Genomic DNA, 19,473 nt, shown 5'->3' with positions numbered 1-19,473 from the left:
AAAAGAAATTTGATTAGCTCAAATTGTTTTGCTGGCATCAATTTTGATGTCCAAAATTTTGTTTTGTTCACTAGCTAAGCTAGTTACTTAAAACTTTATTGATTACGTTTTGCTTGTTCAGTTTTCAAGGTTCATGTTGTTTGTTTCACTGTCACCTCTTGGCGACTTATACATAATAACATCGATTATTCATGAAAGTCAACACTAAATCATAAGTTTTTTTAAAGAGACTTATTTTTTATTTAAAATAATAGAAATGAGGTTATTATTATGATCCGTAAAACGTTGATTTCACTGCTTCTAATCGGAATTCTCTTTGTTTTTCTAAAGCCTATAAATTCTACAATGATTTCTGTATTTAATATTGCGAACGCACCAGTTGTCGTTACAAAAGGTCATTACGGCACATCTCTTGTTGTCGAGGTTTCATTCTCTGATGAGTCTCTAATGGATTGGCTTAAAACGGTAAAAGAGCCTTATCCGCTTCTTCTTCTAGATACAGATTGGATCAAGCGTTCCCCAGACCATATAAAAATTATTCAAGAACGGAAATTACCTACAGGACTACTTGGACCAGAGGATTCAATAGAAGAACCTATTAACATTAAGCTTGTACAAAAGGATATAGATATTTATGAACAATATTTCAAGGAAAAGCCACTTTGGTTTGCTACTCGGAATCACCAGTATTCACAAGACTTACAAAAATCTCTGTTTCAGCAACAAATGAATTTGCTATCTCCATCCCTTATTTGGCAGGGTGAGAAAACACCAAAACTCCAAAAAGGGGACTTTGTCTTTGTTCCATTACACCAAGATAGCTCAATTACTTTTAAAGAACTTAATACTTTAATACAGCAACATAAGTTTATGTCAATTGAGGAAAATATATTTGGCTATAAAGTACAAACTAAAAAATCTCCATAAAAAAAATTGCCTCTATTTTGTAGGAGGCAATTTTTTTGCATTTAAGCATTTTTTGCTTGTTCTTGGCGCGCTTTGCGACGTGCTTCTAATTTTTGACGATCCTCATCGGATTTTGCATTATATTTTGGCAATACTAGTAATTGATATGCATTAACCGCCAATAACGGGAATAATAATAACGCGACGTATTCATTGATATTTTCATCACGACCCATTAATGCAATTGTCCATTCCAGAGTTGTAATGACAATCATGAAGAACAGAGCAGAAATGAATACATGTTTTTTCCCTGTTAACTTTACTTTTTGAACGGCCGTAGCTATGGCTCCAAAAATGAGGACGATTAATAATCCAACATAAAACAACCAGCTTTGTCCATCCTTTACACCAGGTACAAAACGGAAGAAAATAATATCAAAAATAGTAATTGCAATGAGTAAAAGCTGCACCCAATTCCACAATGTAAGTGTTCTAAAGATATTTACACCTACTTGATGGAGTGTTAAATAAGCGAAAAAGCCAGCCTGTGCAATAACACTCATTGTAAATCCTAAGAAGACCATCCATAACAGTCCAGCGAAAAATTCTCCCCAATGACCGTTTGCTATGTATGGTTGGAAGAAATCCCAGCGAATAAATAAACTAAAAACTCCGTTGACTCCCCCACCAACGAGCATTGCAAAGAAGAAAAACTTTGCCCAATTTCGTATCGTCACAACTAAAAGTCCCCCAATTTCTCAATATATCTGTCCTTATTTTATCAATGCATTGTTAAAAAAGCTATTTCTCATCTTTCCCAATACATAAAGTCATCAGAAATGTGAACAATAATTGAAAGAGTCTATCTATAGAAAGGACTGATTGTTGATGCGAAAATTCACCTTATTACTGATTCTAATGCTATTTCTTTCTGCCTGTTCACAAGATAAATCCTCTACTATGTCCTATGATGAAATAAAAAAAATTATGATTGACTCTTTACAAACAGAGGACGGTAAAAAGGCATTGCGACAGCTTTTAGAAGAGCCAAGTTTCCGTGAGCTGTTGATTTTAGAGCATGATGAAGTGAAAAAAGCTACTGAGGAAACATTACTTTCCAAGGAAGCTGAAGACTTTTGGAAGAAAACCTTTGAAGATCCAAAGTTTAAGGAAACCGTTGCAAAAAGTATGCAAAAACAGCAACAGGATATTATGAAGGATTTAATAAAAGATCCAACTTTCCAAAAGGATATGGAAGCCTTTTTTGGACAGCCTGATATGCAGAAACAGCTAGAGACTATCCTTAAATCATCCAATATGCGAAAGCAAATGGAGGAAGTAGTGAAGGAAACGATCGAAAGCCCATTAATGCAATCAAAATGGCAAGAGTTAATTAAAAAGAGTGGCGAAACAACTTCATCTGGAAGTGGCGATAAGAAAGAAGCAAGTGGTGGAAGCGGTGGCAGCACTGATAAGGAGCAAAAAGGCACTGAATAACTGTGGATTAAAAAAACGGATTTCCTCCAAAAGGATGGAAATCCGTTTTTTATTATTTATTTAATTTTTCAATGATTGTCGTCGCGATGTCTAAATAAATTTGTCCGGTAGTATGGTTTTCAGCATATACAGATGGTGCAAAATCAGCATCAGTCCAATCTGGTTGACCAAGTGGAATTTGGCCAAGTAGTTCCGTACGAAGCTCTTCTGCTAGTTTAGGACCTCCGCCTTGCCCAAAGACAAACTCTTTTTCACCTGATTTCGATTGGAACCAAGCCATGTTTTCAATAACACCTAAAATTTCATGGTCCGTTTGTAGAGCCATGGCACCTGCACGGGCTGCAACAAATGCTGCTGTTGGGTGAGGCGTTGTGACTACAATCTCTTTTGATGAAGGTAACATTTGATGAATATCTAATGCAACATCGCCTGTGCCAGGTGGTAAATCTAATAATAGGTAGTCAAGCTCTCCCCACTCTACATCACGGAAGAATTGATCTAATACTTTACCTAGCATCGGGCCACGCCATACAATAGGAGCATTATTTTCTACAAAGAAGCCCATTGAAATCATTTTTACACCAAAGCGATCTACTGGGAAAATACGATTATCGACTACTTTAGGCATATCCGTTACACCCATCATATCGGGCACACTAAAACCGTAAATATCTGCATCGATTAAGCCCACTTTTTTGCCTAGACGAGCTAGGGCAACAGCTAAGTTAACCGAAACTGTAGATTTACCTACTCCACCTTTACCCGAAGCAATTGAAATCACTTGAACTGTGCTAAGCGGTGATAAAATATCCTGTGCTTCAGATTCTGTTGCTGTGCCACGGAAGCTTTGAAGCTTTTCTGCTGATAGCTCTTCAAAACGAATACCAACCGTATTTACACCCGCTTCTTTTAACAACTCAACAATCTTCATTTGTAGTTGTAATTGTTCAGGTGTATTCAATTTAGCAATCGCAACTTTTACACTGACATGATTTTTTTCTTCTTTTATTGCTACGTTTGTAATTCCATCTGTTTCTGCAAGCGATTTATGTAAAAATGGATCTTGTAGTTGTCCTAGTATTTCTCGTACTTGTTGTTCAGTAATCACGACGAACACTCCCCTTATATTGTCTCCATGTTAGTATATCATAAATGATTTAATTTACGTTGTGATGTTGCTCTACTCAACTTTGGCTAATAGATACTCTTCTATACCTTCAACAATTGCATCTGCCATTTTTTCTTGGTAGTTCTTATCTGTTAATAATGCTCGCTCTTCATCATTACTAATAAATCCTGTCTCTACTAATGCCGCAGGTACTTCTGCTTTTTTCAGTAAATAAATCTGCTTAATAGACAATGCTTCTCGGTCTGTATTTTTTAAATTAGTACGAATCGACTCTTGAATACTTTTTGCAAGTATCTCACCGTCAGCATGTCCTTCCTTATGATAAAACACCTGTGCGCCACGCCATTTTGTTTCCGGAATAGCATTGGCATGAATGGTAATAAACACATCTGGTTTTTCTTTCTCTACAATATCCTTTCTTAAAAAGATATCTTGTTTTTTACGCTCTCTTAACGTTCCATATTTTTCTGATGGCGCGTGTTCATCAATAACATCACCACTTTTTGTTCTTGTCATGATGACTGTTGCGCCTTTCTTCTTCAATTTCTTCTCCACATGCTGAGAAATTGCAAGTGTAATATCCTTTTCAATAACTTCGCCCTTTGAAGCTCCTCCATCCTCTCCACCATGCCCTGCATCAATGACAATTTTTATGCCACCAAGTGGGTCTGGTAAAAAGAAGTTACGGTCCGAAGCATTTGTTTCATATGCCACGAACACTATACTCATAAGCATAATTACTCCTAGTGCCAGCCAGCGCTTCACCCATATCCACCACCCTTTTACATTTAGTGTACGAAGTTAGTGGATAAACTATGCCAGAAAGAAAAAAAAACTCACAAGTATTCAACTTGAGAGTTTTTAATTTATTTTATATAGAGGGAGGATAAACAATTTTATTGCAGTGTAAATTCTGGTTTAAATTCCCCTTCATATGGTTCATGCTCAACAAACACAGTTATCTCATTTCCATCTTTATCTTTACCTGTTCGTTTATACGTAAACTTCTTCTCATTCATTTCAGTAATTTCTAGAGCCACACCATATTTATTATCACCAAGTGAAACGTGAGCTCTGATTTTATTGTCATGAATGACGTCAAAGTAGCCATAGTCGCCGCGACTCTCGCCTGTTTCAGGGTTAAAGAATTCATATTTATTCGTTTCTGCATCGTATTTTGCAATACTAATGAAATTTGAATTAAATTCCGTTACATCATTACCATCTTCATCTAAAGCAACTGTGCCCTGCCACAATGTATTCGCTAAAATTTCATCACCATCTACATCAGTTACGATATCGCCTGTAGTCGCATTAAGAGTTTTGTCTGGATCTGTAAATGTAAGCTCTTTTTCCTGATAAGGGATATGCTCTACAAAGACTTCTACATCGTTTCCAGCAGCATCTTTGCCCATTCGTTTATAAGTGAAAATATCTTTGTTTAATTCTGTGATCTCTACAAGTGCTTGATAATTTTTGGACTCAGAAATTAAGATTCTTTGTTTTCCATCATTTGTAATGAAAAATGTTCCCTTATCATCACGACTTTCACCAGTAGTAGCATCAAAGAATTCGTAATGACCTGTCTTCACATCATATTTAGCCAAGCCAATAAAGTTTGAGTTTTCCTCAGTTAAATCATTGTTATCTTTATCGTATACTTTTGTACCTTGCCAGTTTGTAGCACTAAGAATAGTAGCCATTTCTTGACCCTTTGTTAGTTCCTCCTGTGCTTGTTCTTTCGTTGTATTATCTGTAGCTGCACTTTCCGTTTTTGTTTCCTCACTATTTGTAGTGTTGCCTTTCGCAGGCTCCTTATCTTGACATGCTGCAAGTAGTGCCATTGCTGCAACAGATATAATCAATAATTTTTTCATACCTACTTACCTCCATTTTTGCTTTATTTTTTTAGTTACACCAGCCTATCTCTTGAAAGGCTTGCTGTAGCTTTCATAATTTATATTAAAATGAATTGTTAAACTCCCTCTAAATAATTTCTTAAAAAAGCATAAACTTATCCGAAAATATTTTTAATAATTTTAAATCTGTGCAGAATTAACAATTATTATGCTAAGAAGACTATTTAAACGTTTTATAAATATACTAAAGAACGTGTTCTACTATATGTAAAAGCTAAGCGTAGTATATTTTTTTCATATTATTCGGGCAAGATGTTACGTGTTACCATATTTTTATAATATGGAAAGAGAAGGTGATAGAGATGAGCGATCATTTGGTTATTGCCGCTGCGAATGGAGAAACTGATAAAGTCCTAACACTTCTACAAGAAGGGGCCGATATCAATGCCACCGATCAATTAGGCAGAACAGCGGTATTAGCAGCCACTTATTATAATCAGGTGGAAACAGTAAGGGCTCTTATTCAGCATGATGCGGACATAAATATTCAAGATAATCATCTAGAAAATGTACTCCTTCATGCAGGGGCATCAGGTTTTCTAGAAATCGTGAAACTAGCCATCGCTGCTGGTGCCAATACGAAATTGACGAATCGCTTCGGAGGAGTGGCCATTATCCCCGCTGCAGAACGGGGTCATGTAGAAGTAGTTCGTGTCCTTTTGAACCATTCAGATATTGATGTCAATCATATTAACAATTTACATTGGACAGCTTTAATGGAGGCCGTCATTTTAGGGAATGGCGGTGAGAGACATCAAGAAATCGTTCAACTATTAGTGGATTATGGGGCAAATTTGAATATTACTGATAGAGATGGAGTCACACCGTTACAGCATGCAAAACAATTAGGTTTTCATAAAATAGAGTTAATTTTAAAAGAGGCTGAGTCATAAAGTTCTAGGAAGAGTTAATATAAGCTGCGAATGGGGAGGTGTTAGCCGAAGATCGAAATCATGTGTCTGGTGGCGACCATACGCAACATCCTGAGTTTGCATTAGCACGTTGGGCAGCTAAACATATGTCCGCTAAGGAAAGAAGTATCACAACGGTTTATACTTCCGGTGAGCACTGCCCTATGTGTGCAGCGCACATGGTTGGGTTGGGTTGTTTTAGGGAGAATTGTTTATGCTTGCTCGTCCAAACAACTTGCACAATGGTTGAAAGATATGGGCATCACTACTGCATCACGTGTTCGTCATTTATCTATTCAAGAAGTGATTCGAGATACACCTATTGATGGTCCAGCTCCTGAACTAGCTGAACGGGTACATCAGCTCCATCGACAATTTCATCAGAAATAATATTGAGCAATCTTCGGACAACAACTCCAAAGATTGCTTTTTATAATGGCTACTCTTTTCATACAAAAAGACCCTTTCCACAAAAGTAGAAAGAGTCTTTGATAGAAAAATTTGAAATTAACGTTTTGAGAACTGAGGTGCACGACGAGCGCCGCGTAGACCTGGTTTTTTACGTTCTTTCATGCGTGAATCACGAGTAAGTAATCCAGCTGATTTTAATGCAGCACGGAAATCTGGGTCTACTTGAAGTAGAGCACGAGCGATACCGTGACGAACAGCACCAGCTTGACCAGTGTATCCACCACCGTTAACGTTTACGTGGATATCATAGCTTCCTGTAGTTTCAGTAGCTACTAATGGTTGTTTAATTACTTCACGTAATGCAGCGAATGGTACGTATTCTTCGATTTCACGTTTGTTGATAACAATTTTACCTGTACCTGGTACTAAACGTACGCGAGCTACAGAGCTTTTACGGCGACCAGTGCCGATGTATTGAACTTGTGCCAAAGTAATATCCTCCTCTTAATTTATATTATCCGCGAAGCTCGTATGCTTCTGGTTTTTGTGCAGCATGTGGATGCTCTGTTCCAGTGTAAACATTAAGTTTAGTGAACATTTTACGACCTAAAGAGTTTTTAGGAAGCATTCCTTTAACTGCTAATTCGATCATTCTTGTTGGGTACTTGTCTAGCATTTCACCAGCAGTACGAGTTTTTAAACCACCTGCGAATTGAGTGTGGTGACGGTAAAGTTTACCTTCTAATTTGTTACCAGTTAAATGGATTTTGTCAGCGTTGATGATGATTACGTGATCACCTGTGTCAACGTTTGGTGTGAATGTTGGTTTATGTTTACCACGTAAGATTGCAGCTACTTCAGAAGCTAAACGTCCAAGAGTTTGGCCTTCTGCATCAACTACTAACCATTTACGGTCTACTTCGTGACCTTTAGCCATGAATGTTGTACGCATGTATATATCCTCCTAATCGATTCGATTACCGTTATTTTTCATTAAACTACACTATAAGTTTTCGGGGCTTATTTGTGGTGGTAATGAAAATACCATCTGTTATCATATAATGAATGACTTTTAAAGTCAAGCAATTTCATTAAACACCTGGTAAAGTTGTTTCGAGGTTGAAAGTGACACTAATAGAACACTTTTTCTAAGTACAAACCTTGTGGTGGCGCGGTTTTTCCAGCTTTATCCCGATCTTCTGAAGCAACTACCAGTGCTATATTTTCAATCGTCCGGCGATCAATACCAACTTCCCACAATGTACCTGCAATAATTCGCACCATATTATATAAGAAGCCACTGCCTTCAATAACCATATGAAGCTCTTCCCCATGCCACTCAAATTGTAGTGAGGTTACTGTCCTTACTTTATCCTGAACACTTGTATTGGATGCGCAGAAGCATGAAAAGTCATGTGTCCCAATGATAGCTTGAGCAGCCTTCTGCATGGCAACTACATCCGGTTTGACCCCGTTTGTCTCAACTGTATAATGTCTCCTAAATGGATTTTGAATAGGCTCACAGGACCAAATATAACGGTATCGCTTCCCAGTTACACTATAGCGTGCATGAAAATCATGTTCTACTTCTTCTACAGACATTACGCGAATATCTCTAGGGAGCTGCACATTCAAAGCTTTGCGATACTTGTCAGCTGGAATGGCTAGTGGTGTATCAAAATGCAATGTTTGCCCTGTTGCATGAACCCTAGCATCTGTACGTCCACTTGCGGTTACCTTCACCTTTTCCTCTTTATGCATAATGGCTAATACACGTTCTATTTCTGCCTGCACGGTGCGTTCCCCAGGCTGTACTTGATAGCCTGAGAAAAGTGTGCCGTCATAGCTAATAATTACTTTTAATCGTCGCATAAAGCATACTCCTTTAGCTTCTATAGAAGAATAGCAATACACCTATTGCTACTAATAATACAAGCGCAAATGTATCACCCATATCCCATTTTAGCCTACGATATCTAGTACGCCCTTCCCCTCCGCGATAGCCTCTTACTTCCATCGCTGTGGCTAAATCTTCAGCCCGTTTAAATGCACTGACAAAAAGAGGTACTAGTAATGGCACTACAGCTTTAATACGGTCTTTTATTGGGCCTGAGGATAGATCAGAGCCTCGTGCCATTTGTGCTTTCATAATCTTATCTGTTTCATCCATTAAAGTTGGAATGAAGCGTAAAGAAATCGACATCATTAAAGCTAATTCATGGACAGGTACTTTCAATACCTTCAGAGGATTTAAAAGGACTTCAATACCGTCTGTAATGGAAATCGGTGACGTTGTTAAAGTTAAGATAGATGTTATAAATACTAATACTAGAAAACGTACTGAAATATAAATCCCCCGTCTAATCCCCTCATCGTATATGGTAATATACTTCGAGTCAAAAACGGGAACGCCTTCCTTCGTCATAAAAATATGAAGCAAGAAGGTAAAGGCCATTAAAAAGAGAACCGGTTTAAGACCATTTATCAAAAAATACAAGCGAATTCGTGATATTAATACAACAAGAAGCGTGAATGCCAAGAGCATAGCATACGTCACTGTATTATTGGCCAAAAATACTATAATAATAAAAGCAAAAACAAAGATTAGCTTAGAGCGTGGATCCAGTTTATGAACGGGAGAATCTCCAGGTAAGTAGCGTCCAAAAATCATTTTTTCCATCATGATTCCGCACGCTCCTCTCCTAGCACTTGAGCAATTTCAGCTGCAAGTTCTTCTTCGGTTAAGCAAACTTTTGATAAGGGTTTCCCCATCATTTGCTCTATCTTTTGTTGAAAGCGTACAATGCGTGGTGGCTCTAAGCGGAAGCTCTTTAATGTATCAACATCCTTAAATATATCTCGCGGTGTTCCACTTAAAACATTTTTACCTTCATGCATAATCACAATATTATCAGCATATCGAGCAGCATCTTCCATGCTATGCGTCACTAGAATTGTTGTCAGGTGACGTTCCTGATGAAGCTGATAAAACATATCCATAATTTCTTTCTGACCACGTGGATCTAAGCCTGCGGTAGGTTCATCCAACACAATTACTTCAGGCTCCATCGCTAAAACACCTGCTATCGCTACTCGACGCATTTGACCTCCCGATAAATCAAACGGAGATTTATCTAGAACGTCTTCTGGTAACCCCACTAAGCTGACAAGTTCTCGTGCCCGATCTTCGGCTTCCTTTTCTGGTACGCCAAAGTTCATGGGACCAAACATAATATCCTTTAACACCGTTTCTTCGAATAATTGATGCTCAGGGAATTGAAAGACGATGCCGACCTTTTGTCGTACAGCTTTTAAATCCTTTGCTTTTTTTCCGGCTACAACTACACGATCCCCGATATGTACTTCTCCTGAAGTAGGTTTTAGAAGCGCATTAAAATGCTGGAGAATAGTTGATTTACCGGAACCCGTATGACCAATAATTGCTTGATAGGTGTGTGATGGGATATCGAATTTTACATCGAATAGTGCCCGTTTTTCAAAAGGCGTCCCTTGTGCATAAGCATAGCTTACTTGTTGAAGTTTGATGTCCATAAATCATTCACCAACTCTTCTTCTGTCATATGTTGTCCCATTAATGGAACACCTTCCTTTTGCAATAGCTTTGATAACTTTAGTGCAAATGGCAAGTCTAGTCCAAATTCCACTAGCTTGTCCCCAAGAGCAAATATTTCAGCAGGGATACCTTCTGCAAACTTCTTCCCATCATTCATAAAGAGTACACGATCTGCTAGCATCGCCTCTTCTAAATCATGGGTGATGGATAGGACAGTAAGTCCTGTTTCAGCACGTAAAGTTTGAACAGTTTGTAATACCTCTCCACGTCCCTGCGGATCTAGCATAGAAGTAGCTTCATCTAATATAAGAAGCTTCGGCTTTAACGCAAGTGCTCCTGCAATCGCGACACGTTGCTTTTGCCCTCCCGATAAATGGTGTGGCTCATGATCTAAAAAGTGGCTCATTTTTACTTGTTCCAGTGCCGCATGAACACGCTGTACCATTTCTTCAAAAGGCACGCCGTTGTTTTCCAATGCAAACGCAACATCATCCTGTACGGTTGCACCGACGAATTGATTGTCTGGGTTTTGAAAAACCATACCCATGAGAGAACGGGACTCCCAAAGGTTTTCTTCACTTAATGGTTCTCGTAAAATGCGGACATCTCCTTTTTGAGGAAATAGCAAACCATTCATCAACTTTGCTATGGTCGATTTTCCAGAACCATTATGTCCTACTATAGCAATCCATTCTCCCTCTTCAACGGCGAAGCTAACATTTTCGACAGCATTACGACTAGTTGGTTCTTCTGGTGTATATGAAAAAGTCACATTATTTAAAGATAAAATTTCAGGCATTTCTAGAACTCCTCTCTACATGCTCAGCTCTACTAACTAACTTACACTTTTTTATGTATGAATTCTACTACAATCCTTATGTCGATAAAAGTAAAATACTAAAATAATGAAACGATCTCGTCATGCTGTGATTGGGGAAAACACGAAACCCATATATTAAAAAAAGCACCACAAATTGGCGCTATCCTTAGTAATAAAAAAGCGCGCACCTCATTCAATAGAAATGCGCTAGTCGTTACATTTTCAAGAAATAAGGGTGCTCAAGCCCTTATCTCTCCTGAATGAGGTGCGGAGAGCTAAACGAGACGCCACACCTTAGTGTCCGCTCATCATAACGCTCAGCTTAATTATTTGTCGTATAAATCATTTATAAAGAAAGAGGGTGGTGATTCCCACCCTCTTCACCACAAGTTTTCTCTTATGATTAAACTAGTTCAATCACAACTACAGGTGCACCGTCACCACGACGAGGACCTACTTTAAGAATACGAGTGTAACCACCTTGACGCTCCGCATAACGTGGTGCAACATCATCAAATAACTTTTGAAGTGCAAATGATGTTGATTCGTTACCTTCTGCATCAGTCGTTGTTACTAGTTCACGACGGATGAATGCAGCAGCTTGACGGCGTGCATGTAAATCTCCGCGCTTACCTAAAGTAATCATTTTTTCAACAGCTTTACGTACTTCTTTAGCGCGAGCCTCAGTAGTTTCGATACGCTCGTTGATGATTAAATCAGTAGCTAAGTCACGTAACATCGCTTTACGTTGAGAACTTGTACGACCAAGTTTTCTGTAACCCATGGATGTTTCCCTCCTTTATAGAAAAAAATCTGACCTTGTTAGTTTTGTTTAAATCGCTTAGTCTTCTTTGCGTAATCCTAAACCAAGCTCTTCTAACTTCGCTTTTACTTCTTCTAGTGACTTACGTCCAAGGTTACGAACTTTCATCATGTCATCTTCTGACTTATTCGCAAGTTCTAGTACTGTGTTAATACCAGCGCGTTTTAAGCAGTTATAAGAACGAACAGAAAGGTCAAGTTCTTCGATAGTCATCTCTAAAACTTTTTCTTTTTGATCTTCTTCTTTTTCAACCATGATTTCAGCAGTTTGTGCCTCATCTGTCATGCCAACGAAGATGTTAAGATGCTCGGTTAAAATTTTTGCTCCGAGCGAAATCGCCTCTTTCGGACCGATGCTGCCATCTGTCCACACATCAAGAGAAAGTTTATCGTAGTCAGAAGACTGACCTACACGAGTATTTTCCACTTGGAAATTGACGCGTGATACTGGAGTGTAAATAGAGTCGATCGGGATCACGCCGATAGGAAGATCCTCACGTTTGTTTTGATCAGCAGGAGTGTAACCACGGCCGCGTTGTGCGTACATACGCATACGTAAATGACCGTTTTTAGCGATTGTTGCAATATATAGATCAGGGTTTAAAATTTCTACATCACTGTCATGTGTAATGTCAGCAGCCGTAACTGTACCATCGCCTTTTACATCAATCTCAATAACTTTTTCTTCGTCAGAGTAGATTTTAAGAGCTAGTTTTTTCACGTTCAAAATGATTGAAGCTACATCTTCTACTACGCCTTCTACAGTTGAGAATTCGTGAAGAACGCCATCAATTTGAATGGACGTGACAGCAGCTCCTGGTAATGAAGACAGAAGGATACGACGTAAAGAATTACCCAAAGTGTTTCCATATCCGCGTTCAAGCGGTTCTACAACAAACTTTCCATACTTGGAATCTTCGCTGATCTCCACCGTTTCAATCTTTGGTTTTTCAATTTCGATCATTTTATTTACCCTCCTTCAAAACATCGAATGTATAGGTTCTTTCCATCATAGATTCGATCGTCAATGACGTATCGTTTATTATCTGCACAAGACAGTCTGTACAAAAAATGATGTTCTCATACAATATGAGACGCACCCATTACACGCGACGACGTTTTGGCGGACGGCAACCATTATGAGGAACTGGAGTAACGTCTTTAATAGCAGTTACTTCTAAACCAGCAGCTTGAAGTGCACGGATTGCAGCTTCACGACCAGCACCAGGACCTTTAACAGTTACTTCCAACGTTTTCAGACCATGTTCAAGGGATGTTTTAGCAGCAGTTTCTGCAGCCATTTGAGCAGCGAATGGTGTAGATTTACGTGAACCACGGAAACCAAGAGCACCAGCACTTGACCAAGATACAGCGTTACCTTGCATATCTGTAATCGTTACGATTGTATTGTTAAATGTAGAACGAATGTGTGCGATACCAGATTCGATATTCTTTTTCACACGACGTTTACGAGTTTGTTGTTTACGAGCCATGTTAAGAAGGAACCTCCTTTACCAATTATTTTTTCTTGTTCGCTACAGTTTTACGAGGACCTTTACGCGTACGCGCATTGTTCTTCGTATTTTGGCCACGAACAGGTAAGCCACGACGGTGACGGATACCACGGAATGAACCGATTTCCATCAGACGTTTAATATTTAATGAAGTTTCGCGACGTAAGTCACCTTCAAGTTTGTAAGAATCTAATTGTTCACGGATTTTGTTTAACTCATCTTCAGTTAAGTCGCGTACGCGTGTATCTTCTGAAATACCTGCGTCAGCTAGTACTTTCTGAGCTGTAGTTTTACCAATACCGAAAATGTACGTTAATGAAATTACCACGCGTTTGTCGCGAGGAATATCAACACCAGCAATACGTGCCATGTACGTTGTGCACCTCCTTTAGAATTAACCTTGTTTTTGTTTATGTTTAGGATTTTCACAGATTACCATTACTTTACCGCGTCGGCGAATTACTTTACATTTTTCGCAGATCGGTTTCACAGATGGTCTCACTTTCATCTAACCTAACCTCCTTAGTAGTCCGGAGCGCAAAAGATTATTTAAAACGGTATGTGATACGACCGCGAGTTAAATCATAAGGAGATAACTCGATAGTAACCTTATCTCCAGGTAGAATACGGATAAAGTGCATACGAATCTTACCAGATACGTGTGCTAGAATCACATGTCCATTTTCTAATTCTACCTTAAACATCGCGTTTGGCAAAGTCTCAACAACTGTCCCTTCGACTTCAATTACATCATCTTTCGCCATCTACTCTGTCTCCTCTCTATATGCAAATTAAAGTTCTCATCGTTACATCAAACGGATATCTGCTGCAACTATAGAAGCAACCTCGTTTCAACATATGTTTGGATTGTATGAGAGATGTTTGAAAGACGCTCGTCTGGTTTCGCTTCACACAATCCACGGAATATCCAGAACCTATAAGGGCACTGTAACTCCCATGTTTACACGAATACCGGAATGTCTTTGATGAGATATTCATACCCGTTACACAGATGCTTCCACGAAACCCATTATACTCCTCCAAAAGATATGTTGCACTTTTTAGAAGAAATATATACCGGGCACAATATGCTTTTGCAACTCTCAAAAAAATTATGTTTCGTTGTTGCTCCCGCATGCCTCCCGCGGAAGCAGTATTCTGCGCCCGGAGCCGGGTATCAGCTGCGGCTGCCCTGTAAAAGAGCATCAAGATCAGCAAACACTTTGTTTATATCTTGCTGTCCATCTATATTAGTTAACACACCTTTTAATTGATAGAAATCAAGTAAAGGTTGTGCTTGTTTCATATTAACTTCCAGACGGTTCGCAACCGTTTCAGGATTATCATCGGCACGTGTGTAAAGCTCGCCACCATCTTTATCACATTTTCCTTCCTCAGCTGGAGGATTGAAAACTAAATGATAGGATGCGCCACAAGTTTTACAAATGCGTCGACCTGAAAGACGAGCAATTAACTCATCCTTTTCAACTTGAATGTTTAAAGTATGTTCTATTGCCTTACCAAGATCAGCAAGAATGCTATCTAAAGCTTCAGCTTGAGGAACAGTACGTGGGAAACCATCTAATAGGAAGCCCTTTTCACAATCAGGTTTAGCAAGTCGCTCACGAACAATACCAATCGTTACTTCATCCGGTACTAGAGCACCTTGATCCATAAACGACTTAGCTTGTAAGCCAAGTTCTGTACCTTCTTTAATAGCAGCACGGAACATATCGCCTGTAGAAATATGAGGAATCGCGTACTTCTCAACAATTTTATCTGCCTGAGTACCTTTACCAGCACCTGGCAGACCCATTAAAACGATATTCATTAGGAAATATTCCTCCCACCAAAGGTTTGCTGATTTAAGGAAACGATGGAACGTTCCCTAAAAACCAACATTATTTCATAAAGCCTTTGTAGTGACGTTTAACAAGTTGAGATTCTAGCTGTTTCATCGTTTCCAGCGCTACGCCGACTACGATAATAATACTAGTACCACCGATTTGCACTGAGGCAGGTAAATTCATAAAGTTAATGAATAAAATCGGCATTACAGCAATAACAGTTAAGAATATCGCACCAACAAATGTTAGACGATATAACACGCTTGTTAAATACGCTTGAGTGTTTTCACCAGGACGAATACCCGGAATATAAGCACCTTGTTTTTTCAAGTTGTCTGCCACATTTTCAGGATTCACTTGTACGAATGCATAGAAATATGTGAACGCGACGATCAATGCAACGTAAATAATCATTCCAACAGGTTTCGTATAATCAAACGTGTTTTCAATGAAAGTTGTTACGTCATTTTGACCAAAGAACGTAGCTAACGTACGTGGTGTAACAATAAACGCTACTGAAAAGATTACCGGAATAACCCCTGCAGCATTTACTTTTAAAGGTAAATGTGTTTGTTGACCACCAGTTTGTTGATTACGTCCAGTAACTCGTTTTGCATATTGAATTGGAATTTTACGAAGTGCTTGTTGCACGTATATAACTCCAACTACAACTGCGAGTAAAACCAATACAAGCAATGCAAGGACTACAATATTGATAAATAATTTATCACCAGCACCCTCGATTTGCTGTGCAAAGATTTGGTTCATTCCTGTAGGCAATGCTGCGACGATACCTGCGAAGATTACAACAGATATACCATTACCAACACCATGTGCAGTAATTTGCTCTGCAAGCCATACAAGGAAAGCTGTCCCCGCTGTCAATACAATGGCGATTGTAACATATGTTAGAATCCCTTCTTCTTTAATCAATGATCCGCCATACATTCTATTAAAACCGAATGACATTGCGAATGATTGGATGAAAGCAAGAATAATAGTAAAGTAGCGAGTGAATTGTGCAAGTTTACGTCTTCCGACTTCACCTTGCTTTGCCCATTCAGCAAACTTCGGTACTACGTCCATTTGCAATAACTGAACAATAATTGAGGCTGTGATGTAAGGCATAATTCCCATCGCGAAGATAGAGAAGTTCTTTAAAGCACCACCGCCAAAAGTATTCAGGAAACCAACGAGGTTAAACTCATCAGTTGCCTTTAATACATTTGCGTCAACGTTAGGCACTGGAATGAATGTTCCAATACGGAAAACGATTAACATTAAAAGTGTGAAAATGATTTTATTTCTTATATCTCGAACACGCATAAAGTTAGAGATTGTCTGAAACATTAAATCACCTCAGTAGTTCCGCCGGCATTCTCGATTGCTTCTTTAGCTGAAGCTGAGAATTTATGAGCTTTTACAGTAAGCTTTTTGTTAAGAGTTCCGTTGCCAAGAACTTTAATTCCAGCTTTTTCATTACTCACAAGACCAGTTTCAAGTAATAATGCAGTTGTTACCTCTGCACCGTCTTCGAAACGGTTTAAAGCATCAAGGTTAACGATCGCGTATTCTTTACGGTTAATGTTCGTAAAGCCACGTTTTGGTAAACGACGGAATAATGGGTTTTGACCGCCTTCAAAGCCTGGGCGTACACCGCCACCAGAACGAGCGTTTTGACCTTTATGACCTTTACCTGCTGTTTTACCGTTACCAGAACCGATACCACGACCAACGCGGTTGCGTTGCTTACGAGAACCTTCTGCTGGTTTTAACTCATGCAGTTTCATAGTGGGTGGCACCTCCTTGTTCATTAATTAGAAATTAAATTTCTTTTACAGTAACTAAGTGAGCTACTTTATCAAGCATACCGCGAGTAGCTGCGTTATCAGCTTTCTCTACAGTTTGGTGTAATTTACGTAAACCTAGAGCTTCAACAGTTTTGCGTTGAGCAGGTTTAGTACCAATCACAGATTTAGTAAGGGTGATTTCTAATTTGTTAGCCATATTATCTTTCCCCCCTTATCCTAATATTTCTTCCACTGATTTACCACGTAATTTTGCTACGTCCTCTACGCGTTTTAATTCAGTTAAACCTTGAACAGTTGCACGCACCATGTTGATTGGTGTGTTAGATCCAAGAGATTTTGAAAGAATATCAGTAATACCAGCAAGTTCTAGTACTGCACGTACTGGACCACCAGCGATAACCCCTGTACCAGGAGCAGCAGGTTTAATTAGGATTTCTCCTGCACCGAAGCGACCAAGCACTAGGTGTGGAGTTGTTCCACCAACACGTGGCACTTCTACTAAGTTTTTCTTCGCATCTTCAACAGCTTTACGGATAGCATCTGGAACCTCTTGAGCTTTACCAGTACCGAAACCTACATGACCGTTTCTATCGCCAACAACAACAAGTGCTGTGAAGCGGAAGCGACGTCCACCTTTAACAACTTTAGCAACACGGTTAATAGTAACTACGCGTTCTTCAAGTTCTCCAAGTTTGTTTGCGTCAATTCGACTCATGAAATGTGTCCCTCCTTCTTATTAAAATTCTAAACCATTCTCACGTGCAGCTTCAGCTAAAGCTTTCACGCGTCCATGATATAAGTAACCACCACGGTCAAAAACTACAGCAGTAATATTTTTTTCCGCAGCGCGTTTCGCGATTGTTTCACCGATTTTTGATGCAGTTTCAACATTGCTACCAGCACCTTCAAAACCTTTTTCTTGAGAAGATGCGCTAACAATTGTTACGCCTGCTACGTCATCGATAAGTTGAGCGTAGATGTTCTTGTTAGAACGGAATACGTTTAAGCGTGGACGCTCAGCAGTACCCGAAATTTTAGAACGTACTCGCGCATGACGTTTTTTACGAACTTGATTTTTATCCTGTTTCGTAATCACAAGGGTCACTCCTTTCTAATGCTTAAGCAGCATTATTTACCTGTTTTACCTTCTTTACGACGAACGTATTCGCCTTCGTAACGGATACCTTTACCTTTATATGGCTCTGGTGGACGAACGTCACGGATGTTAGATGCTAGAGCACCAACGCGCTCTTTGCTAATACCTTTAATGATGATTTTAGTGTTAGAAGGAACTTCAATTTCAAGACCATCTTCAGGTGTGAACTCTACTGGGTGAGAGTAACCTACGTTAAGTACAAGTTTTTTGCCTTGTAATTGCGCACGGTAACCAACACCGATAAGTTCTAAAGCTTTTTCGAAACCTGCAGAAACTCCAGTAACCATGTTCGCTAGAAGCGCACGAGTAGTACCGTGGTTTGTGCGGTGTTCTTTTGATTCAGAAGGACGTGATACTGAGATTACGTTACCTTCTTGCTCAATTTTCATATCTTGGTGGAAAGAACGAACAAGTTCGCCTTTAGGACCTTTAACAGTAACAGTGTTGTCAGCTGCAACAGTAACAGTTACGTTAGCTGGTACCTCGATAATTTTTTTACCTACACGAGACATTTAGTTGCACCTCCATTCATTTATTGCTAATTACCAAACGTATGCTAGAACTTCGCCGCCAACTTGTTTAGCGCGAGCTTCTTTATCTGTTAATAAACCTTGTGAAGTTGACACTAAAGCGATACCAAGACCGTTCAGTACTTTAGGAACTTCATTTGTTTTTGCGTATACGCGTAGACCAGGTTTAGAAATACGTTTTAAGCCAGTGATAACACGCTCGTTATCTTTACCATATTTTAAGAAGATACGGATAATACCTTGCTTGTTGTCTTCCACGTATTCTACGTCACGTACGAAACCTTCACGCTTTAAAATTTCAGCGATTTCTTTTTTCACGTTGGAAGCTGGTACTTCTAACTTCTCGTGACGAACCATGTTCGCATTACGAATGCGAGTAAGCATATCTGCAATCGGATCAGTCATTGTCATTACATTTACCTCCTTCCCAAATTAGGGGATTACCAGCTGGCTTTTTTCACGCCAGGAATTTGTCCCTTATATGCAAGTTCTCGGAAACAAATACGGCAAAGTTTGAATTTGCGATATACAGAGTGTGGACGGCCACAGCGTTCACAACGTGTATATTCTTGCACTTTAAACTTTTGCTTACGTTGTTGTTTAACGATCATAGATTTTTTAGCCAC

27 protein-coding genes and 3 pseudogenes are annotated in these 19,473 nt (G+C 39.2%); 4 read left to right on the top strand and 26 right to left on the bottom strand.

Annotated features, from left to right (window positions below):
* The first annotated feature begins 270 nt into the window (after positions 1-270).
* On the top strand, positions 271-927 hold the full coding sequence (locus tag AC1Q6O_RS19375) for a hypothetical protein (RefSeq protein ID WP_043989957.1): 657 nt from the start codon (positions 271-273) through the stop codon (positions 925-927).
* Between the two features lie 41 nt (positions 928-968).
* Here the strand turns inward: AC1Q6O_RS19375 and AC1Q6O_RS19370 are convergent, their stop codons facing one another.
* Positions 969-1,643 (bottom strand): KinB-signaling pathway activation protein, encoded by a 675-nt coding sequence (locus AC1Q6O_RS19370; RefSeq protein WP_107922715.1) that lies wholly within the window; start codon positions 1,641-1,643, stop codon positions 969-971.
* Between the two features lie 151 nt (positions 1,644-1,794).
* Here AC1Q6O_RS19370 and gerD point away from each other — a divergent pair, with 151 nt between their 5' ends.
* The gene (gene gerD, locus AC1Q6O_RS19365) at positions 1,795-2,403 is read left to right on the top strand and encodes a spore germination lipoprotein GerD (RefSeq protein WP_043989959.1); all 609 of its coding nucleotides are present in this window, start codon (positions 1,795-1,797) and stop codon (positions 2,401-2,403) included.
* 52 nt (positions 2,404-2,455) lie between these two features.
* Here the strand turns inward: gerD and AC1Q6O_RS19360 are convergent, their stop codons facing one another.
* The 3 genes and pseudogenes from AC1Q6O_RS19360 to AC1Q6O_RS19350 form a co-directional block, all read right to left on the bottom strand.
* Positions 2,456-3,511: a P-loop NTPase gene (locus AC1Q6O_RS19360; protein WP_043989963.1), complete on the bottom strand. Its 1,056-nt coding sequence runs from the start codon at positions 3,509-3,511 to the stop codon at positions 2,456-2,458.
* Positions 3,512-3,583: 72 nt separating this feature from the next.
* The gene (locus tag AC1Q6O_RS19355) at positions 3,584-4,297 is read right to left on the bottom strand and encodes an N-acetylmuramoyl-L-alanine amidase (protein WP_008175554.1); all 714 of its coding nucleotides are present in this window, start codon (positions 4,295-4,297) and stop codon (positions 3,584-3,586) included.
* A 131-nt stretch (positions 4,298-4,428) separates the two neighbouring features.
* Positions 4,429-5,307: pseudogene (locus tag AC1Q6O_RS19350) on the bottom strand (DUF4822 domain-containing protein); the annotation flags it as partial.
* 446 nt (positions 5,308-5,753) lie between these two features.
* Here AC1Q6O_RS19350 and AC1Q6O_RS19345 point away from each other — a divergent pair.
* Both AC1Q6O_RS19345 and AC1Q6O_RS19340 read left to right on the top strand, forming a co-directional pair.
* On the top strand, positions 5,754-6,344 hold the full coding sequence (locus AC1Q6O_RS19345; protein WP_089986387.1) for an ankyrin repeat domain-containing protein: 591 nt from the start codon (positions 5,754-5,756) through the stop codon (positions 6,342-6,344).
* Between the two features lie 23 nt (positions 6,345-6,367).
* A pseudogene (locus tag AC1Q6O_RS19340) lies at positions 6,368-6,752 on the top strand (nucleoside deaminase); the annotation flags it as partial.
* A 117-nt stretch (positions 6,753-6,869) separates the two neighbouring features.
* Here the strand turns inward: AC1Q6O_RS19340 and rpsI are convergent.
* The 22 genes and pseudogenes from rpsI to AC1Q6O_RS19230 form a co-directional block, all read right to left on the bottom strand.
* Complete coding sequence (gene rpsI, locus AC1Q6O_RS19335; protein WP_004233744.1) at positions 6,870-7,262, bottom strand: 30S ribosomal protein S9; 393 nt, start codon at positions 7,260-7,262, stop codon at positions 6,870-6,872.
* A 25-nt stretch (positions 7,263-7,287) separates the two neighbouring features.
* Complete coding sequence (gene rplM, locus AC1Q6O_RS19330) at positions 7,288-7,725, bottom strand: 50S ribosomal protein L13 (RefSeq protein WP_004233742.1); 438 nt, start codon at positions 7,723-7,725, stop codon at positions 7,288-7,290.
* Between the two features lie 179 nt (positions 7,726-7,904).
* Positions 7,905-8,645 (bottom strand): tRNA pseudouridine(38-40) synthase TruA, encoded by a 741-nt coding sequence (gene truA / locus AC1Q6O_RS19325; RefSeq protein WP_090002638.1) that lies wholly within the window; start codon positions 8,643-8,645, stop codon positions 7,905-7,907.
* Positions 8,646-8,658: 13 nt separating this feature from the next.
* The gene (locus AC1Q6O_RS19320) at positions 8,659-9,456 is read right to left on the bottom strand and encodes an energy-coupling factor transporter transmembrane component T family protein (RefSeq protein WP_008181921.1); all 798 of its coding nucleotides are present in this window, start codon (positions 9,454-9,456) and stop codon (positions 8,659-8,661) included.
* On the bottom strand, positions 9,453-10,325 hold the full coding sequence (locus tag AC1Q6O_RS19315) for an energy-coupling factor ABC transporter ATP-binding protein (protein WP_008181920.1): 873 nt from the start codon (positions 10,323-10,325) through the stop codon (positions 9,453-9,455). The genes AC1Q6O_RS19320 and AC1Q6O_RS19315 overlap by 4 nt, the downstream gene beginning before the upstream one ends.
* Complete coding sequence (locus AC1Q6O_RS19310) at positions 10,301-11,146, bottom strand: energy-coupling factor ABC transporter ATP-binding protein (protein WP_036121589.1); 846 nt, start codon at positions 11,144-11,146, stop codon at positions 10,301-10,303. Before AC1Q6O_RS19310 ends, AC1Q6O_RS19315 begins: the two co-directional genes overlap by 25 nt.
* A gap of 424 nt (positions 11,147-11,570) precedes the next feature.
* Positions 11,571-11,951, bottom strand: a complete 381-nt coding sequence (rplQ, locus tag AC1Q6O_RS19305; RefSeq protein ID WP_008181938.1) for a 50S ribosomal protein L17 — start codon at positions 11,949-11,951, stop codon at positions 11,571-11,573.
* A gap of 57 nt (positions 11,952-12,008) precedes the next feature.
* The gene (locus AC1Q6O_RS19300; RefSeq protein WP_004233733.1) at positions 12,009-12,953 is read right to left on the bottom strand and encodes a DNA-directed RNA polymerase subunit alpha; all 945 of its coding nucleotides are present in this window, start codon (positions 12,951-12,953) and stop codon (positions 12,009-12,011) included.
* A 139-nt stretch (positions 12,954-13,092) separates the two neighbouring features.
* A complete protein-coding gene (gene rpsK, locus AC1Q6O_RS19295) occupies positions 13,093-13,482 on the bottom strand; it encodes a 30S ribosomal protein S11 (protein WP_004233731.1) in 390 nt (129 codons plus the stop codon).
* Positions 13,483-13,507: 25 nt separating this feature from the next.
* Positions 13,508-13,873 carry a 30S ribosomal protein S13 gene (gene rpsM / locus AC1Q6O_RS19290; RefSeq protein WP_004233729.1) on the bottom strand — a complete coding sequence of 122 codons (366 nt, stop codon included), beginning with the start codon at positions 13,871-13,873 and terminating at the stop codon, positions 13,508-13,510.
* 24 nt (positions 13,874-13,897) lie between these two features.
* Positions 13,898-14,011 (bottom strand): 50S ribosomal protein L36, encoded by a 114-nt coding sequence (rpmJ, locus tag AC1Q6O_RS19285; protein ID WP_000868344.1) that lies wholly within the window; start codon positions 14,009-14,011, stop codon positions 13,898-13,900.
* 37 nt (positions 14,012-14,048) lie between these two features.
* On the bottom strand, positions 14,049-14,267 hold the full coding sequence (infA, locus tag AC1Q6O_RS19280) for a translation initiation factor IF-1 (RefSeq protein WP_004233690.1): 219 nt from the start codon (positions 14,265-14,267) through the stop codon (positions 14,049-14,051).
* Positions 14,268-14,353: 86 nt separating this feature from the next.
* Positions 14,354-14,431, bottom strand: a pseudogene (locus AC1Q6O_RS19275) (type I methionyl aminopeptidase); the annotation flags it as partial.
* A 249-nt stretch (positions 14,432-14,680) separates the two neighbouring features.
* Entirely contained in the window at positions 14,681-15,334 is a 654-nt protein-coding gene (locus AC1Q6O_RS19270; protein ID WP_008181705.1) for an adenylate kinase, read from the bottom strand.
* A 70-nt stretch (positions 15,335-15,404) separates the two neighbouring features.
* A complete protein-coding gene (gene secY, locus AC1Q6O_RS19265; RefSeq protein ID WP_008181706.1) occupies positions 15,405-16,700 on the bottom strand; it encodes a preprotein translocase subunit SecY in 1,296 nt (431 codons plus the stop codon).
* Entirely contained in the window at positions 16,700-17,140 is a 441-nt protein-coding gene (gene rplO, locus AC1Q6O_RS19260; protein WP_008181708.1) for a 50S ribosomal protein L15, read from the bottom strand. Before rplO ends, secY begins: the two co-directional genes overlap by 1 nt.
* A gap of 34 nt (positions 17,141-17,174) precedes the next feature.
* Complete coding sequence (rpmD, locus tag AC1Q6O_RS19255; protein ID WP_004233668.1) at positions 17,175-17,357, bottom strand: 50S ribosomal protein L30; 183 nt, start codon at positions 17,355-17,357, stop codon at positions 17,175-17,177.
* 15 nt (positions 17,358-17,372) lie between these two features.
* Positions 17,373-17,876, bottom strand: coding sequence for a 30S ribosomal protein S5 (gene rpsE, locus AC1Q6O_RS19250; RefSeq protein WP_008181711.1), 504 nt, complete (start codon positions 17,874-17,876; stop codon positions 17,373-17,375).
* 21 nt (positions 17,877-17,897) lie between these two features.
* A complete protein-coding gene (rplR, locus tag AC1Q6O_RS19245) occupies positions 17,898-18,257 on the bottom strand; it encodes a 50S ribosomal protein L18 (RefSeq protein WP_008181713.1) in 360 nt (119 codons plus the stop codon).
* 32 nt (positions 18,258-18,289) lie between these two features.
* The gene (rplF, locus tag AC1Q6O_RS19240; RefSeq protein ID WP_008181715.1) at positions 18,290-18,829 is read right to left on the bottom strand and encodes a 50S ribosomal protein L6; all 540 of its coding nucleotides are present in this window, start codon (positions 18,827-18,829) and stop codon (positions 18,290-18,292) included.
* Between the two features lie 30 nt (positions 18,830-18,859).
* Positions 18,860-19,258 (bottom strand): 30S ribosomal protein S8, encoded by a 399-nt coding sequence (gene rpsH / locus AC1Q6O_RS19235; RefSeq protein ID WP_008181717.1) that lies wholly within the window; start codon positions 19,256-19,258, stop codon positions 18,860-18,862.
* 29 nt (positions 19,259-19,287) lie between these two features.
* A complete protein-coding gene (locus AC1Q6O_RS19230) occupies positions 19,288-19,473 on the bottom strand; it encodes a type Z 30S ribosomal protein S14 (protein WP_004233656.1) in 186 nt (61 codons plus the stop codon).

Source organism: Lysinibacillus sp. GW823-FHT06C08 (assembly GCF_058795135.1).
Note: the sequence above shows the minus strand (reverse complement) of the source record. Positions and strands in the feature narration are given on the sequence as shown.

Bases quoted from the DNA above. Each gene is read 5' to 3' on its own strand.
- rpmD (WP_004233668.1), bottom strand. From the start codon at position 17,357: ATGGCTAACAAATTAGAAATCACCCTTACTAAATCTGTGATTGGTACT.
- rpsK (WP_004233731.1), bottom strand. From the start codon at position 13,482: ATGGCTCGTAAACAACAAACTCGTAAACGTCGTGTGAAAAAGAATATC.
- rpsH (WP_008181717.1), bottom strand. From the start codon at position 19,258: ATGACAATGACTGATCCGATTGCAGATATGCTTACTCGCATTCGTAAT.
- rplQ (WP_008181938.1), bottom strand. From the start codon at position 11,951: ATGGGTTACAGAAAACTTGGTCGTACAAGTTCTCAACGTAAAGCGATG.
- AC1Q6O_RS19315 (WP_008181920.1), bottom strand. From the start codon at position 10,325: ATGGACATCAAACTTCAACAAGTAAGCTATGCTTATGCACAAGGGACG.
- rpsE (WP_008181711.1), bottom strand. From the start codon at position 17,876: ATGAGTCGAATTGACGCAAACAAACTTGGAGAACTTGAAGAACGCGTA.
- AC1Q6O_RS19300 (WP_004233733.1), bottom strand. From the start codon at position 12,953: ATGATCGAAATTGAAAAACCAAAGATTGAAACGGTGGAGATCAGCGAA.
- secY (WP_008181706.1), bottom strand. From the start codon at position 16,700: ATGTTTCAGACAATCTCTAACTTTATGCGTGTTCGAGATATAAGAAAT.
- rplO (WP_008181708.1), bottom strand. From the start codon at position 17,140: ATGAAACTGCATGAGTTAAAACCAGCAGAAGGTTCTCGTAAGCAACGC.
- rpmJ (WP_000868344.1), bottom strand. From the start codon at position 14,011: ATGAAAGTGAGACCATCTGTGAAACCGATCTGCGAAAAATGTAAAGTA.
- gerD (WP_043989959.1), top strand. From the start codon at position 1,795: ATGCGAAAATTCACCTTATTACTGATTCTAATGCTATTTCTTTCTGCC.
- infA (WP_004233690.1), bottom strand. From the start codon at position 14,267: ATGGCGAAAGATGATGTAATTGAAGTCGAAGGGACAGTTGTTGAGACT.
- rplF (WP_008181715.1), bottom strand. From the start codon at position 18,829: ATGTCTCGTGTAGGTAAAAAAATTATCGAGGTACCAGCTAACGTAACT.
- rpsM (WP_004233729.1), bottom strand. From the start codon at position 13,873: ATGGCACGTATTGCTGGTGTTGATATTCCTCGCGACAAACGCGTGGTA.
- AC1Q6O_RS19375 (WP_043989957.1), top strand. From the start codon at position 271: ATGATCCGTAAAACGTTGATTTCACTGCTTCTAATCGGAATTCTCTTT.
- AC1Q6O_RS19270 (WP_008181705.1), bottom strand. From the start codon at position 15,334: ATGAATATCGTTTTAATGGGTCTGCCAGGTGCTGGTAAAGGTACTCAG.
- AC1Q6O_RS19345 (WP_089986387.1), top strand. From the start codon at position 5,754: ATGAGCGATCATTTGGTTATTGCCGCTGCGAATGGAGAAACTGATAAA.
- AC1Q6O_RS19310 (WP_036121589.1), bottom strand. From the start codon at position 11,146: ATGCCTGAAATTTTATCTTTAAATAATGTGACTTTTTCATATACACCA.
- truA (WP_090002638.1), bottom strand. From the start codon at position 8,645: ATGCGACGATTAAAAGTAATTATTAGCTATGACGGCACACTTTTCTCA.
- rplM (WP_004233742.1), bottom strand. From the start codon at position 7,725: ATGCGTACAACATTCATGGCTAAAGGTCACGAAGTAGACCGTAAATGG.
- AC1Q6O_RS19320 (WP_008181921.1), bottom strand. From the start codon at position 9,456: ATGATGGAAAAAATGATTTTTGGACGCTACTTACCTGGAGATTCTCCC.